A 16428-nucleotide genomic window follows, 5' to 3' on the forward strand; every position below is an offset into this window, starting at 1 on the left:
TAACACAGACGGGACCCAATGGGCGATACAGACGGATCATCTGAGGCGGCGCAGAGCGCGCTTGCGGATGAAGATAGACATGAGCTGCCGGACGATAGCGCAATGCGCACCGGCAATTTCTTTTCTCGGGTCTTCGAGGCATTAAGCCCATCGGACAGCGAGGATGACACCCCCGAGGCATCGGCAGAGACCGAGCGGCCCACCGGGCATGGCATGATCAACCTGCGCCGAATGCGGGTTGATGATGTGGCGGTGCCTAAGGCTGATATCACCGCTGTGCCGGTCAGCGCCACGTTGGATGAGCTGGTAGCCGTCTTCAAGGAAAGCGGTATGACACGGCTGCCCGTCTATGACGGCACGCTGGACACGCCCGTGGGCATGGTCCACCTGAAAGACCTTGCGCTGAACCACGGTTTTAACGGCAAAAACACCAAATTTGATCTGCGCGCCATGCTGCGCCCCTTGGTCTATGTGCCGCCGTCGATGACCATCGGCGTGCTGCTGACCAAGATGCAGGCGGAGCGGCGCCATATGGCCTTGGTGATTGATGAATATGGCGGCGTTGACGGGCTTGTCACCATCGAAGACCTGATCGAACAGGTCATAGGCGAAATCGAAGACGAACATGACGTCGACGAGGGCACCTATTGGACGGTCGAGAAACCCGGTACCTATCTGGCGCTCGCCAAGACACCATTGGGTGATTTCGAGGCTGAGATTGGCCATTCGCTGACCGATCATGAGACCGTCGACGAGGAGGAGATCGACACCCTTGGTGGTTTGGTCTTTATGCTGTCGGGCCGGGTTCCGGCGCGCGGCGAAGTGGTTTTGCACCCCGATGGCCCTGAGTTCGAAGTGATCGACGCCGATCCACGCCGCATCAAAAGGTTGCGGGTCCGCACCCAAGGGGCCGGGGGATGAGGCAACGGCTGGCGATGCGGGGCCGGATGTTGCTGGCTCCGATCGCCGGCGCCGTCGCAGCCTTCGGGCAAGCACCCTATGAACTGCCGCTTATGCTCTTTGCCGGGCTGGTGGCGGCGTTTTGGCTGTACCGTGCGCAATCTGGCGGCCCGTTTCGCGCGGCGCTGTTGGGTTGGGGCTTTGGCTTTGGCTATTTCCTGCACGCGCTGCAATGGATCGTGTCGCCCTTCTTGGTCGATGTGGCCCGCCACGGCTGGATGGCGCCCTTTGCGCTGATCCTGCTGGCGGCGGGCATGGCGCTGTTTTGGGGGCTGGCCTTTGGTCTGGCCCGCTGGGTTGCGCCACGGCGCGGGCTGGCCTTGGCGCTGGCTTGGGCGGCGGTGGAACTGCTGCGCGCCTATATTTTCACCGGTTTCCCATGGGCCATGCCCGCGCAGGCGCTGGTCGGCGTGATGGCCGGGCAGGGGTTGGCTTGGGTTGGACCCTATGCGCTGAACCTCTGGCTCTTTGCCATCGCCGCGATCTTGCTGCTGCGCGGCCCTTTGGCGCTGCGATTGGTGCAGGGGACGCTGGCGCTGTCGACCGTTCTGCTCTTGCTGCTGCCACCGCAAGCGCCGCCAGCGGTTCTGACTGATCATGTGGTGCGGCTGGTGCAGCCCAATGCGACCCAGCGAGAGAAGTGGAACGCCGACAAATTCGAATTCTTTTTCACACGGCAACTCGACTATACCGCCACCGCGCCGCAAGACGGGGGCCAAGCGCCTGATCTGGTAATCTGGCCCGAAACCGCGATCCCATGGGCGCTGGATATGGCGGGCAGTGCGCTGGCCGAGATTGGAGCCGCCTCTGACGTGCCGGTGGCTCTGGGCGTGCAGCGCCGGTCGAACATGCGCTATTACAATTCGCTGGTGGTGCTGGATGCCGATGGAGCGGTCGGACAGGTCTATGACAAACACCATCTCGTGCCCTTTGGCGAATATATGCCGCTGGGCGATCTGATGGCGCGTTTCGGGATACACGGGCTTGCGGCGCAGGAGGGCAACGGCTTTTCCAGCGGGCCGGGCGCGCAGCTTTTGGATATCGGACCGCTCGGCGCGGCATTGCCGCTGATCTGCTATGAGGCCGTCTTTGCCCATGACGTGAACGCCGCCCCGGCGCGGCCCGCGTTTCTGATGCAGGTCACCAACGATGCATGGTTCGGCAAGGCCGCAGGGCCGCGCCAACACCTTGCCCAAGCGCGGATGCGGGCGATTGAGCAGGGGCTGCCGATGGCCCGTGCGGCCAACACTGGGATCTCGGCGATGATCGACCCGCAGGGGCGTGTGACCGCATCGCTGGCGCTGAACACCGAAGGGTTCATCGACGCGCCACTGCCCGCGCCCTTGCCGCCCACACTCTATAGCCGGAGCGGAGATTTGCCGCTTTCTGTGCTCTTGGCGCTGTGCCTTGCGGGGCTTGCCGTGGCCCGCCGCCGCAGCCCCGGGAATGCCGATTGACCATCCACCAGCGGTTGTCTAAGCCATTGGCAGAGCACCACAACGGCTTCCTGACGTGGTGCGTAATTTTTATTGGAGCACTACATGTCCCGTCAGAACTACACTTTCACTTCGGAATCCGTTTCCGAGGGGCACCCGGATAAGGTCTGCGACCGGATTTCCGATGCGATCCTCGACGCTTTCATCAGCGAGGAACCCGAAGCGCGGGTCGCCGCCGAGACCTTTGCCACCACCAACCGCGTCGTGATTGGCGGTGAGGTCGGTCTGGCCAACAAGGCCAAGCTTGACGAATATCTGGCCGGTGTCGAAGACATCGCCCGCGCCTGCATCAAAGACATCGGCTATGAGCAGGATGAGTTCCACCACGCGACATGTGAGATCACCAACCTGCTGCACCCCCAATCCGCCCATATCGCCCAAGGCGTTGATGCGTCGGGTGAAAAGGAAGAGGGCGCAGGCGATCAAGGCATCATGTTCGGTTTCGCCACCGACGAGACGCCCGAGCTGATGCCCGCTCCGATCCACTACGCCCATGCGGTGCTGCGGCGTCTGGCCGAAGTGCGCAAGGACGGCACCGAGCCCACCCTGCGGCCCGACGCCAAAAGCCAGCTTTCGGTGCGCTATGAAAACGGCAAACCAGTGGGGGTCAGCTCCATCGTGCTCTCGACCCAGCATGAGAGCGAACGCCAGACCAGCGCCGATATCCGCGACATCGTTGAGCCTTACATCCGCGAAGTGCTGCCCGAGGGCTGGATCGACGATGACACCGTCTGGCACGTGAACCCCACGGGCGTTTTCGTCATCGGCGGGCCGGATGGCGACGCGGGCCTCACGGGTCGTAAGATCATCGTCGACACCTATGGCGGAGCCGCGCCCCATGGCGGCGGTGCGTTCTCAGGCAAGGACCCGACCAAGGTTGACCGCTCAGCCGCCTATGTGGCGCGCTATTTGGCCAAAAACGTCGTGGCAGCGGGGATGGCCAAGAAATGCACCATTCAGCTTAGCTATGCGATTGGCGTGAGCGAGCCGCTGTCGATCTATTGCGACACCCATGGCACCGGCGATGTGCATGACGCGGCGATTGAAAAGGCGATCCGTCAGATCATCGACCTGACCCCGCGCGGCATTCGCGAGCATCTGCAGTTGAACAAGCCGATTTACCAGCGCACGGCGGCCTATGGCCACTTTGGCCGCGCGCCTGATGCGGATGGCGGTTTCAGCTGGGAGCGCCGCGATCTGGTCGATCAGCTTAAGGCGGCAGTATAACGATATCGGGGTGGGCGGTCGCGCCCACCCCCTAGGCTTCGCGGCGTTTAGCCCCGCTCGGCCTGTTTGGCCTCAATGAGAGCGACCGCAGCGGCCACCGCATCTTCAATCGCCATCTCAGTCGTGTCGATCTGCTTGGCATCGTCGGCCGGTTTCAGCGGCGCTTGGTCGCGGCTCATGTCGCGAAGGTCGCGCTGTTTGACGTCTTCCAACACGGTTTCATAGGTGATCTCAATCCCCTTGCCCGCAAGCTCTGCAAAGCGGCGCTGCGCGCGCACTTCGGGGCTGGCGGTGATAAAGAGTTTTACCGGCGCATCGGGGCAGATCACCGTGCCGATGTCGCGCCCGTCCAGTACGGCACCGCCCGCGCGGGTGGCAAAGCTGCGCTGGAACCGCACGAGGGCAGCCCGCACCGCTGGGATCACCGCCACTTTGCTGGCCTCTTGTGCCACGTCGGGGTTGCGCAGGCTGGGGTCTTCGAGATCGACAGGGGCGAGGGTTTGCGCGGCCTCTTCGGCGTCCATCCCGGTAAGGGTTTTCGCGGCCACCGCGCGGTACAAAAGCCCGGTGTCGAGATGCGCAAAGCCGAAATGCGCCGCGACAGCCTTGGCGACCGTGCCTTTGCCCGCCGCTGCGGGGCCGTCGATGGCGACGGTCATGCCGCCGCTGGTGTTCTTCGTCATTGCAGGTTCCTTTCGTTGCGCGCCCGTAGACCAAGCAGCAGGGCTGCTCCGAAACAGGCCGCCAGTATCATCCATTTCGCCTGCGTAAACAGGCTGGCGGTCGCGACCGCTTGTGCCGTCAGCCGTTCTGGCCCCAGTTCAATGAGCCGCCCTATCAGCATGTTCTCGGTGTAATCCGCCCCGAGGTAGAGCGCGACGGCCAGCGTCAGGGCCAGCCGAAGCCCGCCCGCCGACCAACGCCGAAACCAGAGCAACAGCGCCAGCGCCAAAAGCGCAGGAAAGGCCGTGTCGGCCAGCCGGAACTGGCCGAGGTAGAGTGCGGTCTGCCTCGGGTCGAGAGCGACAAGATAGGCGCGTGCCTCGGCCAGATCATAGCCCAGAAGCCGCCCATCCAAGACCCCCATGCCCCCCGCGCGCAGGTAGGTTTCGGCAAAGCCCGCAAGTGCTGCAAAGGCCAATGCGGCGCAGAGGCTGAGCCAGATGAGCCGGTCGCCTATCACGCAGGCAGCCGTTCGACCTGCGCCCCCAAGGACGCCATCAGCGGTTCGAAAATCGGGAAAGACGTGGCAATGGGCCCGCCGTCATCCACCTGCACCGGGTTTTGCGCGACCATGCCGAGGATCAGGAACGACATGGCGATGCGGTGGTCGAGATGGCTTTGGCAGGTCGCGCCTCCGGGAATATTGCCGTGGCCCAGCCCTTTGACGATCCACCAATCCGGCCCGTCTTCGACCTCAACCCCATTCGCGCGCAGCCCGCTGGCCATGGCCTCAATCCGGTCGCTTTCCTTGACGCGCAGTTCCTTGACGCCGCGCATCACCGTTTCGCCGGTTGCACAGGCCGCCACGACCGAGAGCACGGGGTATTCGTCGATCATGCTCGCCGCCCGCGCGGGCGGCACTTCGATGCCATGAAGATTGGGGGAGAATTTCGCGCGCAGGTCGGCGACAGGCTCGCCGCCTTCGGTGCGCTCGTTTTCATAGGTCAGGTCCGCGCCCATCTCGCGCAGGGTGGTGAACAGGCCCGCTCGCGTGGGGTTCAGCCCAATGCCCGGCACTAACACATCCGATCCGGGTACGATCAGTGCGGCGCAAACGGGGAAGGCGGCGGAGGAGGGGTCGCGCGGCACGTCGATATGTTGCGGCTTCAACTCGGGCTGGCCAGTCAGGGTGATGATGCGGCCCTCGTCCGTGTCCTCAACCGTGATCTCGGCGCCAAAGCCTGCCAGCATCCGCTCGGTATGGTCGCGCGTGGCTTCCGCCTCAATCACGACGGTTTTGCCGGGGGCATTCAACCCGGCCAGCAGCACGGCGGATTTGACCTGCGCGGAAGGGACCGGGACAGTATAGCGCACCGGCACAGGTTCAGCCGCGCCCACCAATGTCATCGGCAGGCGGCCCCCGGCGCGGCCCACGGATTGCGTGCCGAACAGGGCCAGCGGATCGGTCACCCGGGCCATCGGGCGGCTGTTGAGGCTGGCATCGCCGGTGAATGTCACGCTGATCGGAGAGGTCGCCATCGCTCCCATCAAAAGCCGCACGCCGGTGCCGGAGTTGCCACAGTCGATGACATTTTCGGGCTCGGCAAAGCCGCCGACGCCGACGCCATGGACGGAGTAAGAGCCGCCGCCGTGGTCGATCACCTCGGCCCCGAAAGCCTGCATCGCTTTGGCGGTGTCGAGCACGTCTTGCCCCTCCAACAGCCCGGTGATCGTGGTCTCTCCCACGGCCATGGCGCCGAGGATCAGGCTGCGGTGGGAAATAGATTTATCACCGGGCACCTCGGCAGTGCCGCTAAGCGGCCCGCAAGCGCGCGATGACATGGGAATGGGGCTGCCGTGACTGGACATGAGGTACCTCTAATCTGCTTGAGGCCCCTATTATCGCAGGCGGGCGGCAGCGTCCATCGCCGCGCGTGCAATGGATTGTAATCAGGGTGGTATCAGGCGCTCGGGCTCAGCGTTTGCGGAAGGTCAGGTAATGCGGGGTGCGCCCTTCGCGCAGCGCCTTCTGCTCGTAGCGGGTCGAGATCCAATCATCCCAAGGCGCACGCCAGTCCTCCGGCCCTTCGGCCAGCCAGTCAAACCCGTGCTGCGGCACCTGTTCAAGGGTCTGGCGCACGTAGTCTTCGATATCCGTCGCCACGCGGAAAATCGCACCGGGTTTCAACACGCGAGCCAGAGGCTGCAGATGCTCAGGCGTGACAAAGCGGCGGCGGTGGTGGCGGGTTTTTGGCCAAGGGTCGGGATAGAGCAAAAAAGCCCGGTCGATGGAGGCTTCGGGCAGCACATCGAACATATCGCGCACGTCACCGGGATGGATGGCAAGGTTATCCACGCCCGCCCGCCGGATTTTGCCCAGCAGCATCGCAACACCGTTGATGTAAGGCTCGCAGCCGATGATGCCCACGCCGGGGTTTTGCCCCGCCTGATGCACCAGATGCTCACCACCGCCAAAGCCGATTTCCAGCCAGACCTTGCGCCCGTCAAACAGCGTGTCGAGGTCCAGCGGCGTGCGGTCGGGATTGTTCTCCCAATCGACGGCCCCCGGCGACAATGCGTCGAGATCCTCGTCGATATAGGTCTTTTGCGACTTCTTCAGGGATTTGCCTTTGAGGCGGCCATAGAAGTTGCGGCGGGGGCGTTCTGTTTCACTCATGGCGGCTCATGTAGCCGCCCCGCCGCGTCACCGCAACATTCCTCTGCAGGGGCGGTGGCGAATAGGTGGGGGTTAATCATTTATTAGGCTCCCTGCGCCTAGATGTCGGGGCAATGCAGGGGGACAGCTGATGAGCGTGGCAAGGCATGAGGCCGGCGCGGGCGATACGGCAGGCGGTACGACTACACCGGGAACTGTGGCGCGTATCCTGATCGTGGATGATCAGCGGTTTGATCGCATGCGGATCAAACGGCTTTGCGGTGGGCTCGACTTTCCCATCCGAATGTCCGAGGCGGAGAGTATCGCCGCCCTTGCCCAGCAGTTGGATGAGGGGGAGTTTGACCTGATCTTGCTGGATTACAACCTGCCCGATGGGGACGGGTTGCGCGGGCTGCAGATGATCCGGGCGCATCCGCAGAATGGTGCCGCGGCAACCGTGATGGTCACCGGGACGGATCAAACCGAGGTGGCGATCGAGGCGCTGCGCGGCGGGTGTAGCGATTACATCGCCAAGGATGAGCTTTCGCAAAGCACTTTGCGGCGCTCGGCTTTCAACGCCCTGCAAAAGACAGCACTGCAACTGGGCATCACCACGCAGGAGCAGAAACGCTCTCAGGTTCAGAGTGTTCTGCGGCGCTTTGCCGGGGAATGTGCGCAGGAGATAAAGCCGATGGTCGGCGACGTGATGCGCGACCTGCGCGCGCTCGACCGGTCGAACCCGGCGCTGGTGGAGGAAGAGCTGGCAAAGGTCGATTATACTTTCCTACGCCTGTGGGAGTTTGTAGAGGATCTGGCCAGCTTTCAAGGCAGCGAGCTTGCCGAAGGCGATCTTGCCGATCCGCCAAAACCGACACCGGGTCTGGGTGCCGGATGGGGTGGGGCAGTCGGGTGACGGGGCTGTCCACGGTGAGGCTGTTCGCGCGGGCATCGTAGGGCGCTTGGTGGCGCGTTGGCGTCGCGGGCCCCGCCTGCCTTTTCCGCTCGCGTGGATCGTGTCGAGTATCCCTGATTTTTGCCAGAGCCGACAGCGCCTCCACCCGGCAGACCCCCGCATATCACCCGCCAAACGTATGCATAGCCCTTGCAGGAGCGGCAAAATTGGCCTATACGCGCCCTGTCTAAAGGGCGGTTACAGCTTCGGGCGCGATATAACGGGCAGGGTCGGTACCAACCGGCCCTCTTTTGTTTGCGTTCGGCTGCGGGTTTACCGCTGTGCCTTTGCTTCGGAGCTTCTCCGGCGTGATCTGCACGGTGCCACCACGACGACCAATTGCAACTCCAGACCGGCGGAGACAACCGCGCGGCCAGAAACATTTGATAAGGATACGAAAAGCTACATGACTAAAGCAATGGACGAATTCGAAGCGCTTCTGAACGAAAGCTTCGAAATGGACACGCCCCAAGAGGGCACAGTCGTCAAAGGCAAGGTGATCGCTGTCGAAGCGGGCCAAGCCATCATCGACGTCGGCTACAAAATGGAAGGCCGCGTTGAGCTCAAAGAATTTGCTGATCCCGGCGAATCCCCCAAAATCGAAGTTGGCGACGAAGTCGAAGTTTTCCTTCGCCAAGTCGAAAACGCGCGTGGCGAAGCTGTCATCAGCCGCGAAATGGCCCGCCGTGAGGAAGCCTGGGATCGTCTGGAAAAAGCCTATGCTGCAGAAGAGCGTGTCGAAGGCGCGATCTTTGGCCGTGTCAAAGGTGGCTTCACCGTCGACCTCGGCGGCGCAGTTGCGTTCCTGCCCGGTTCGCAGGTCGATGTCCGCCCCGTGCGCGACGCGGGCCCGCTCATGGGTCTCAAGCAGCCGTTCCAAATCCTCAAGATGGACCGCCGTCGTGGCAACATCGTTGTATCGCGCCGTGCGATCCTCGAAGAGTCCCGCGCCGAACAGCGTGCCGAAGTCATTGGCAACCTGACCGAAGGTCAGACCGTCGATGGTGTGGTCAAGAACATCACCGAATACGGCGCGTTTGTTGACCTTGGCGGCGTTGATGGCCTGCTGCACGTCACCGACATGGCATGGCGCCGCGTGAACCACCCCTCTGAGATCCTGTCGATCGGCGAGACCATCAAGGTCCAGGTCATCAAGATCAACAAAGAGACGCACCGCATCAGCCTTGGCATGAAGCAGCTGCAAGAAGATCCGTGGGATCTGGTTGGCGCGAAATACCCGCTGTCCTCCGTGCACAGCGGTCGTGTGACCAACATCACCGATTACGGCGCATTTGTTGAGCTGGAGCCGGGCGTTGAAGGTCTGGTTCACGTGTCCGAGATGTCTTGGACCAAGAAGAACGTGCACCCCGGCAAGATCGTGTCCACTTCGCAAGAAGTCGAAGTCATGGTTCTGGAAATCGACAGCGCCAAGCGTCGTGTTTCCCTTGGTCTCAAGCAGACCATGCGCAACCCATGGGAAGTGTTCGCTGAAACACACCCCGAGGGCACCGAAGTCGAAGGCGAAGTCAAGAACATCACCGAATTCGGTCTGTTCGTTGGCCTGCCCGGCGACATCGACGGCATGGTTCACCTCTCCGACCTCAGCTGGGACCAGCGCGGCGAAGAAGCGATCCAAGACTACCGTAAAGGTGACGTGGTTCAGGCCGTCGTCTCCGAAGTCGACGTTGAGAAAGAGCGCATCTCGCTCTCAATCAAGAACGTTGGCGGTGACAAGTTCGCCGAAGCCGTTGGCGGCGTGAAGCGCGGCTCGATCGTGACCGTAACCGTGACTTCCATCGAAGAAGGTGGCATCGAAGTCGAATACGAAGGCATGAAGAGCTTCATCCGTCGTTCCGACCTCAGCCGTGACCGTGCCGAACAGCGCCCTGAGCGTTTCTCGGTCGGTGACAAGGTTGACGTGCGTATCACCAACGTTGATGCCAAGGCACACCGTCTGGGCGTCTCCATCAAGGCGCGCGAGATCGCAGAAGAGAAAGAGGCGGTACAGCAGTACGGTTCCTCCGACTCCGGCGCGAGCTTGGGCGACATCCTTGGTGCGGCGCTGAAAGGCGACGACGAGTAAGCACATTCCACGTTGAATGTGTGATCTTAGCGAAGGCCCCGCATGGCAACATGCGGGGCCTTTTTGCCTTCGCGCGCCGCAGTCGAATCGCAAAGCGGGATTAGGGATGTGCGCTCAATCCCTGTGCATCAGAGCCTTTGCGGGCAGTATGCGGCGGAAAAAAGCCGAAATAACAGGGGTTTCGCTGCGAAAAATCTATCGCAGCGCTGGTGGAACACCTTCCCGTGTGGGGCGTTATTTCCTATAGTCGGTTAAGACATCAATAAATTCTCGGGGGACGTGCCATGATCCGGTCGGAACTGATCCAGAAGATCGCTGACGACAATCCGCATCTTTATCAACGTGATGTTGAGCGGATCGTAAACACGGTCTTTGACGAGATCACGGGTGCCATGTCGCGTGGAGACCGGGTTGAACTGCGCGGCTTTGGCGCTTTTTCGGTCAAAAAGCGCGATGCCCGCGTGGGGCGCAACCCGCGCACCGGTGAGACAGTGAATGTCGAAGAAAAGCACGTGCCCTTCTTCAAGACCGGCAAGTTACTGCGCGACCGGCTGAACGGGAAAAGCTGATGCGTTACATTCGTTATGCCTGCATCGCGCTGTTCGCGGTGGCGCTGGTTTCCGTTGCCTTGGCGAACCGAAATATCGTGACACTTCAGGTGCTTCCAACCGAGATTTCAGGTTGGTTTGCGGTGAACCCATCCGTGGAACTGCCGCTCTTTATTGTAATCCTTGGCGGGATTATCGTGGGTCTCTTGGTTGGTTTTGTCTGGGAATGGATCCGAGAGCACGGCCACCGGGCAGAACTGGCGCGACAGGCCCGCGAGCGGCGTCGCCTAGAGCGCGAAGTGATCCGCCTTAAGGAAGAGAAGCATCAGGGCAAGGATGAGGTGCTGGCGCTGCTGGACGAAGCAGGCTAAACCCCACCCATGCCCGAGAATGTTAACGTAAAAATTTGCGGTTTGACCGACCCCGCGGATGTGCCCGCCGCCCTTTTGGCGGGCGCACGGACACTGGGCTTTGTCTTTTTCGAAAAATCCCCCCGCCATCTGTCACTTGAGGCCGCAGCCCATATGACGGAAGCGGTGCCAGATGGCATTTGCAAAGTCGCACTGACCGTCAACGCGGATGATGCAGCGCTTGATGCGCTGCTCGCGGCGGTGCCGTTTCTCGACATGCTACAGCTTCACGGCAGCGAAAGCCCCGCGCGGGTGGCCGAGGTCAAGGCCCGCTATGGGCTGCCGGTGATGAAGGCCATCGGCGTGGCGGACCGCGCTGATCTGGCGGTGCTGAACGACTATGTGACGGTCGCGGATCAGCTTTTGGTTGATGCCAAACCGCCGAAGGACGCGGTCCTGCCCGGTGGGAATGGTTTGGCATTTGACTGGCGGCTGATCGCAGGGCGGCGCTGGCCGAAGCCTTGGATGCTCGCCGGTGGTTTGAATGCAGACAACGTCGGAGAGGCGATTGCCCTTACCGGGTCGCGGCAGGTCGATGTGTCCTCTGGCGTTGAAAGTGCGCCGGGTGTGAAGGATGCGGAGCGTATTCGCGCCTTTTGCGAAGCGGCACTGAAGTAAGCCCTTTCAGATCAAAAGAAAAAAGGCCCGGTGGCAATGCCCCGGGCCTTTCTTATTCAAGTCGCCGAAGGGCCGGATCAGATCGATTGATCGTAGTCGCCGACGCCCGGCTCGGTCCGGATCACTGCGTCGATATCGGCAAAGATGGCGCGCATTTCGGCTTCGGATTCGGGGCTTTCGCAAACCACGACAAGGTTCGGCGTGTTGGACGACGCCCGCACGAGGCCCCAGCCGCCGTTGTCGAGCATGACGCGCGCGCCGTTCACGGTGATCACCTCGGCAATAGCGCGCCCGCCAATCTTGTCTCCGGCCTCTGCTTTGGCGACCAGCTTTTCAACCAGACGGTCGAGGATGTCGTATTTCTCGGTGTCCGCGGCGTAGGGCGACATGGTCGGCGTGGCCCAAGTCTGGGGCAGGGCGCGGCGTAGGTCAGACATGGACATGTCAGGGTTGCGGTCCATCAGCTTGCAGATTTCTATCGCGACGCGCATGCCGCAGTCATAGCCCCGGCCAATCGGCTCGGCCAAGAAATAGTGGCCGGATTTCTCAAAGCCCGCCAGCGCGCCCAGTTCTTTGACGCGGCGCTTCATGTGGCTGTGGCCGGTTTTCCAGTAGTCGGCCTTGGCCCCGTGTTTTTGTAACTCAGGGTCAGAGGCAAAGAGCCCGGTGGATTTAACATCCGCGACGAAGGTGCTGTTGGGGTAGAGTTTCACCAGATCGCGGGCCATGATGACGCCCATTTTGTCGGCGAAGATTTCTTCGCCCTCGTTGTCCACCACGCCGCAGCGGTCGCCGTCACCATCAAAACCAAGCGCCAGATCGGCGCCGGAGGCGCGCACGCTGTCGGCCATGTCGTGCAGCATTTCCATGGCTTCGGGGTTCGGGTTGTAATGGGGGAAAGTGTAGTCCAGCGTGTTGTGGCTATCGACAACCTCGACCCCCAGCCGGCGGAACAGCTCAGGCGCGAAGGCCGAGGCGGTGCCGTTGCCAGTGGCGCAGACGACCTTGAGCTTGCGGGTCATTTTGAAGTCTCCCACAAGGTCGTCGAGGTAGGCTTCGCGCACACCGTCGACGAATTCATAGGCACCGCCCGGACGCCGCTCGCCCCGGCCATTCAGGACGATGTCGCGCAGCTCGCCCATCTCATCGGGGCCGTGGGTCAGGGGGCGCTGGAAGCCCATTTTGACGCCGGTCCAGCCGTTCGGGTTGTGGCTGGCGGTGACCATGGCGACCGCCGGAGCATCAAGGTGGAACTGCGCGAAATAGGCCATGGGGGAAAGGGCGGGGCCGATATCCTTGACCGTGATCCCGGCCTGCATCAGCCCAAGCATCAGAGCATTTTTGATCGACAGCGAATAGTCGCGATAGTCATTGCCCACGGCGATGACAGGCTCGATCCCGCGCGCGTGCATTTGCGTGCCAAGGCCAAGGCCAAGCGCGGTGATGCCGGGCAGGTTGATGTCGTCGGGATATTTCCAACGCGCGTCATATTCGCGAAAGCCTGTCGGGGTGATCATCGCATCGCGGAGAAATTCCCAAGTGTTTGGGGTCACGGTGGAGGCCGGTTTACTCACGTCAAATACTCGCTTTTTGGGATAAATTTAAAAAGTCAGCGGATGGCTTTTTGCCAGCGCATCGAATTGCATCAACAGGTTGATCAGCCCCGGCATCTGGTTGAGGTAAATCATGTTGGGCCCATCGCTCGGGGCGCGATCAGGGTCTTCGTGCGTCTCCATAAAGATCGCGGCGACGCCGATGGATGCGGCGGCACGGGCCATGACGGGCGCAAATTCGCGCTGACCGCCCGAAGAGCCGCCCTTGCCGCCTGGCTGCGCGACGGAATGTGTCGCGTCCATCACCACCGGATAGCCGGTTTGGGCCATCTGCGGCAGGCTACGCATGTCGGCAACCAACGTGTTGTATCCAAAGGTCGTGCCGCGTTCGGTCAACAGGATATTCTTGTTGCCGGTGCTTTCGATCTTGTCGACGATATTTTGCATTTCCCAAGGGGCAAGGAACTGACCCTTTTTGACGTTGACGGCCTTGCCTGTTTCGCCCGCGGCCAGCAGGATGTCGGTTTGACGGCAGAGGAAGGCGGGGATTTGCAGCACATCGACCACTTCCCCGGCCTGCGCGCATTGCGCCTCGTTGTGCACATCCGTTAGCACTGGCACGTCATTGGCACGGGCCACAGATTGCAACACCTGAAGACCTTTTTCGATGCCCAAACCGCGCTTGCCCGAGAGGGACGTGCGGTTGGCCTTGTCGTAGCTGGCTTTGAAGATGAACTGCGCGCCAGCCGCGTCACAGGCTTCCTTCAGCACGCCCGCGATCATCTGCGCGTGATCTTCGCTCTCTAACTGGCAGGGGCCAGCGATCACGGTGAGAGGGCGGTCGTTGCCGACTGTCAGATTTCCGATGCGCAGCTGGGTCATGAAGTTACCTGTTCTCTTAGAATGGACGCCGTCAGGGACAGCATCAGGTAGATGCCTGCAAAGATAAGGAAAGCCAATATCGTGTTTTCGAACTTGCGGGGGTAGGTGGCCTCATCCGGGGCCACGGGATTGACCGCCACAGTGAGGTAGCGGACCTGCCGCCCGGCCTCGGTTCGGGCTTGATCCATTGCGGTTTGCGCGCTTTGCAGCACCATGTCAGCGGCGGCCAAATCGGCCTGTGCAAGCTGCGCGGTGACCGCCTGCTGCGCCAGCGAGTTTTCGCCTTCATTGGCAGCGGTCATCCGCTCGCGCAGCTTGGTCAGCTGTTCGCGCAGCCGGCGCACGTCGCCCCGCGCGCCGTCGACCTTGGCTTGGTTCGGGCGTTGGTTGTCGAGCAGGGCGGCGAGTTCGAGTTCCTTCTCAATCAGCAGTGTTTCGTAATTGGTAATCTGAGTGCGGATCGAAGCGATCATCGCCTCGGGGTCGACGTTGTTGTCAACCTGCAGCTTGATCAAAGCCTCCTGTGCCGCGCGGCGGTTCGCCAGAGCGGTTTCATAGCCTTCGCGCGCGTCACGCATGCCGTCTTCGCGCTTTTGCTTACTCAGGTCGTTGACCCGTTCCTCGGCATAGGTGAGCAGGCGTTTCGAAAATTCTTCCGAGATCTCCGGATCGGCGGCGATAACCTCCATCCGGATCACGCCTTCGGTTGGGTCATATCCGATTTTGACGTTTTCCTTGTAGGCTTTATAGGCCTCTTCGTTGGTCGGATTTTCGGTCAGGCGTTGGATCGGGTCAATCTCAGGGTCCGCAAAATGCGTGCGGAAACCGGCATCTTCATCAAGGCGTAGCATGGCATCCTTGGATTGCAGATAGGCCTGTGTGGCAATGCTGTCGGCGCTATTGGCGAATTGCGTGGGCAGCAGCCCGCCAAAGGGGCTGGAACCGCCGCCGCCTTCGTTCTGAATGATCAGGAACTGGCTGTCGGTGGCATACATCGGCGTGGCGATTTTGTAAAAGTAATAGCCCGCTGCGAAGGTCGGCAGCATGACAAAGAACGCCAACCGGACCAGCAGCATGGCCGCTTTGCGGCGGCGGCGGCGGGTGATGTCGCGCTGAATGTCCGAAATCTCGCGCTGGCGGCGCTCTGCGGGGCTCACATCGGTCGAGGGCAGGCCGCGGGGGCCGCGCGGAGTGGTCTGCGGCAGCTGCACCTTTGCGTCGCCGGGCTGCCCACGGGTGGCGGGCAGATCGCTGCCGCCCTGATCTCCCGATTGCGGCACTACGAGTTCCAGCATGTTGGACCGCTGAAACGGGTCGATCCCCTTGGCGCGCAAAAGGCGCACGGCGTCGAAATCCGAGGTCGGTGCCAGCCCGTGTTTCTGCGCCACGCGGCGCGCCATGCGCAATTGGCGGCCCGTCAACCCTTCGCGGCGGATCGCGTCGATATCCTGCTCGGCCGACACTTCCTTGGCCGACGACACCTCTCCGCTGCGGGGGCTTTCAGGATCCGAGGTTTTGCCGCTGCGCGCGGCATGTTCCAAGGCTTCCTTGCTGTACGACGGTTCTACCTGCGTTGCATCGGCCACGGCGCGCAGCTCGGCCGTTCTCTCGGCCTTTTCGGCATCGGTCTGCGGTGCCTGCGCTTTCGCTGCACTGCTCGGCGATGCGCCGGAGGCGGCGGGCGGCGGTGCCTTGCGGATGCGGAATTTCCTAGCCTTGGGTTTCGTAGTCATAGAGCTGTTTCGCTTCTTCCAAGGTGTCGAACATATGTAATTTACCATCCAAAAGGACAGCGGCGGAGCGGGCGAACTTTTCAAGCGTATGGGCCTGATGCGAAACGATGATGATCGTCGTGGTTTGCAACCGTTCTTTCAGAATGTCGCCCGCCTTGCGGTTGAACTCTACGTCTGTCGTGCCGGGCATGCCTTCGTCAATCAGATAGATATCAAAATCCAGCGCCAACATCAGCGCGAAAGAGAACCGCGCCCGCATCCCTGCGGAATAGGTGCCAAGCGGTTGGTCGAAATATTCGCCCAAGCCGCACAGCCAGCGGCAAAAACTCTCGACGTAATCCGGGTCGAGCCCATAGAGCCGCGCGATATAGCGGGCGTTCTCCATGGCTGAGACTTTGTTGACGACGCCGCCCATAAAACCCAATGGAAACGAGATGTTACAGCTTCGCCTGATCTCACCGTCATCCGGTTTCTCAAGCCCGGCCATCATGTTGATCAGGGTGGTTTTGCCGGTGCCGTTGGGGGCCAGAATGCCCAAGGACTTGCCAAGTTCCACGCGAAAAGACACCCGGTCAAGGATGACCTTGTGCTGCGATCCCGTCCAAAAGGACTTGGACACATTTTCAAATTCCAGCATTCCCTGCTCC

The 16428-nt window shown here is 61.6% G+C and carries 16 protein-coding genes and 1 riboswitch; of the genes, 8 read left to right on the top strand and 8 right to left on the bottom strand.

Going from position 1 to position 16428, the window contains the following annotated elements; all coding sequences use genetic code 11:
• Positions 1–18: 18 nt before the first annotated feature.
• The 3 genes from B5M07_RS05655 to metK all read left to right on the top strand — a co-directional run bounded on the left by B5M07_RS05655 (position 19) and on the right by metK (position 3683).
• Complete coding sequence (locus B5M07_RS05655; RefSeq protein WP_067939931.1) at positions 19–921, top strand: hemolysin family protein; 903 nt, start codon at positions 19–21, stop codon at positions 919–921.
• On the top strand, positions 918–2417 hold the full coding sequence (gene lnt / locus B5M07_RS05660) for an apolipoprotein N-acyltransferase (protein WP_120350580.1): 1500 nt from the start codon (positions 918–920) through the stop codon (positions 2415–2417). The genes B5M07_RS05655 and lnt overlap by 4 nt, the downstream gene beginning before the upstream one ends.
• 31 nt (positions 2418–2448) lie before the next feature.
• Positions 2449–2497, top strand: a riboswitch (SAM-SAH riboswitch).
• A 4-nt stretch (positions 2498–2501) separates the two neighbouring features.
• On the top strand, positions 2502–3683 hold the full coding sequence (gene metK, locus B5M07_RS05665; protein ID WP_067627299.1) for a methionine adenosyltransferase: 1182 nt from the start codon (positions 2502–2504) through the stop codon (positions 3681–3683).
• 47 nt (positions 3684–3730) lie between these two features.
• Here the strand turns inward: metK and B5M07_RS05670 are convergent, their stop codons facing one another.
• The 4 genes from B5M07_RS05670 to trmB all read right to left on the bottom strand — a co-directional run bounded on the left by B5M07_RS05670 (position 3731) and on the right by trmB (position 7023).
• Positions 3731–4366, bottom strand: coding sequence for a (d)CMP kinase (locus tag B5M07_RS05670; RefSeq protein WP_120350581.1), 636 nt, complete (start codon positions 4364–4366; stop codon positions 3731–3733).
• A complete protein-coding gene (locus tag B5M07_RS05675; RefSeq protein ID WP_120350582.1) occupies positions 4363–4866 on the bottom strand; it encodes a hypothetical protein in 504 nt (167 codons plus the stop codon). The genes B5M07_RS05670 and B5M07_RS05675 overlap by 4 nt, the downstream gene beginning before the upstream one ends.
• Positions 4863–6215, bottom strand: coding sequence for a 3-phosphoshikimate 1-carboxyvinyltransferase (aroA, locus tag B5M07_RS05680; RefSeq protein ID WP_120350583.1), 1353 nt, complete (start codon positions 6213–6215; stop codon positions 4863–4865). Before aroA ends, B5M07_RS05675 begins: the two co-directional genes overlap by 4 nt.
• A gap of 106 nt (positions 6216–6321) precedes the next feature.
• Positions 6322–7023 (bottom strand): tRNA (guanine(46)-N(7))-methyltransferase TrmB, encoded by a 702-nt coding sequence (gene trmB, locus B5M07_RS05685; RefSeq protein ID WP_120350584.1) that lies wholly within the window; start codon positions 7021–7023, stop codon positions 6322–6324.
• Positions 7024–7153: 130 nt separating this feature from the next.
• Between trmB and B5M07_RS05690 the strand changes: the two genes are divergently transcribed.
• From B5M07_RS05690 to B5M07_RS05710, 5 genes are all read left to right on the top strand, one after another.
• On the top strand, positions 7154–7915 hold the full coding sequence (locus tag B5M07_RS05690) for a response regulator (RefSeq protein ID WP_120350585.1): 762 nt from the start codon (positions 7154–7156) through the stop codon (positions 7913–7915).
• A 178-nt stretch (positions 7916–8093) separates the two neighbouring features.
• Positions 8094–10037 (top strand): 30S ribosomal protein S1, encoded by a 1944-nt coding sequence (rpsA, locus tag B5M07_RS05695; RefSeq protein WP_302649197.1) that lies wholly within the window; start codon positions 8094–8096, stop codon positions 10035–10037.
• A 284-nt stretch (positions 10038–10321) separates the two neighbouring features.
• Positions 10322–10606, top strand: coding sequence for an integration host factor subunit beta (ihfB, locus tag B5M07_RS05700; RefSeq protein ID WP_067626061.1), 285 nt, complete (start codon positions 10322–10324; stop codon positions 10604–10606).
• The gene (locus B5M07_RS05705; RefSeq protein ID WP_067626059.1) at positions 10606–10956 is read left to right on the top strand and encodes a lipopolysaccharide assembly protein LapA domain-containing protein; all 351 of its coding nucleotides are present in this window, start codon (positions 10606–10608) and stop codon (positions 10954–10956) included. Before ihfB ends, B5M07_RS05705 begins: the two co-directional genes overlap by 1 nt.
• A 9-nt stretch (positions 10957–10965) precedes the next feature.
• A complete protein-coding gene (locus B5M07_RS05710; RefSeq protein WP_120350586.1) occupies positions 10966–11613 on the top strand; it encodes a phosphoribosylanthranilate isomerase in 648 nt (215 codons plus the stop codon).
• 77 nt (positions 11614–11690) lie between these two features.
• Here the strand turns inward: B5M07_RS05710 and B5M07_RS05715 are convergent, their stop codons facing one another.
• The 4 genes from B5M07_RS05715 to B5M07_RS05730 are packed head-to-tail and all read right to left on the bottom strand — an operon-like array spanning position 11691 to position 16418.
• A complete protein-coding gene (locus tag B5M07_RS05715) occupies positions 11691–13187 on the bottom strand; it encodes a phosphomannomutase/phosphoglucomutase (RefSeq protein WP_120350587.1) in 1497 nt (498 codons plus the stop codon).
• Between the two features lie 27 nt (positions 13188–13214).
• Complete coding sequence (gene kdsA / locus B5M07_RS05720) at positions 13215–14048, bottom strand: 3-deoxy-8-phosphooctulonate synthase (RefSeq protein ID WP_120350588.1); 834 nt, start codon at positions 14046–14048, stop codon at positions 13215–13217.
• The gene (locus tag B5M07_RS05725) at positions 14045–15781 is read right to left on the bottom strand and encodes a capsule biosynthesis protein (RefSeq protein ID WP_120350589.1); all 1737 of its coding nucleotides are present in this window, start codon (positions 15779–15781) and stop codon (positions 14045–14047) included. Before B5M07_RS05725 ends, kdsA begins: the two co-directional genes overlap by 4 nt.
• Positions 15759–16418: an ABC transporter ATP-binding protein gene (locus B5M07_RS05730; RefSeq protein ID WP_067628983.1), complete on the bottom strand. Its 660-nt coding sequence runs from the start codon at positions 16416–16418 to the stop codon at positions 15759–15761. Before B5M07_RS05730 ends, B5M07_RS05725 begins: the two co-directional genes overlap by 23 nt.
• Positions 16419–16428: the final 10 nt, after the last annotated feature.

Origin of the sequence: Sulfitobacter sp. D7 (assembly GCF_003611275.1) — a bacterium.
In the GTDB taxonomy this organism is placed as follows: Bacteria; Pseudomonadota; Alphaproteobacteria; order Rhodobacterales; family Rhodobacteraceae; genus Sulfitobacter; species Sulfitobacter profundi.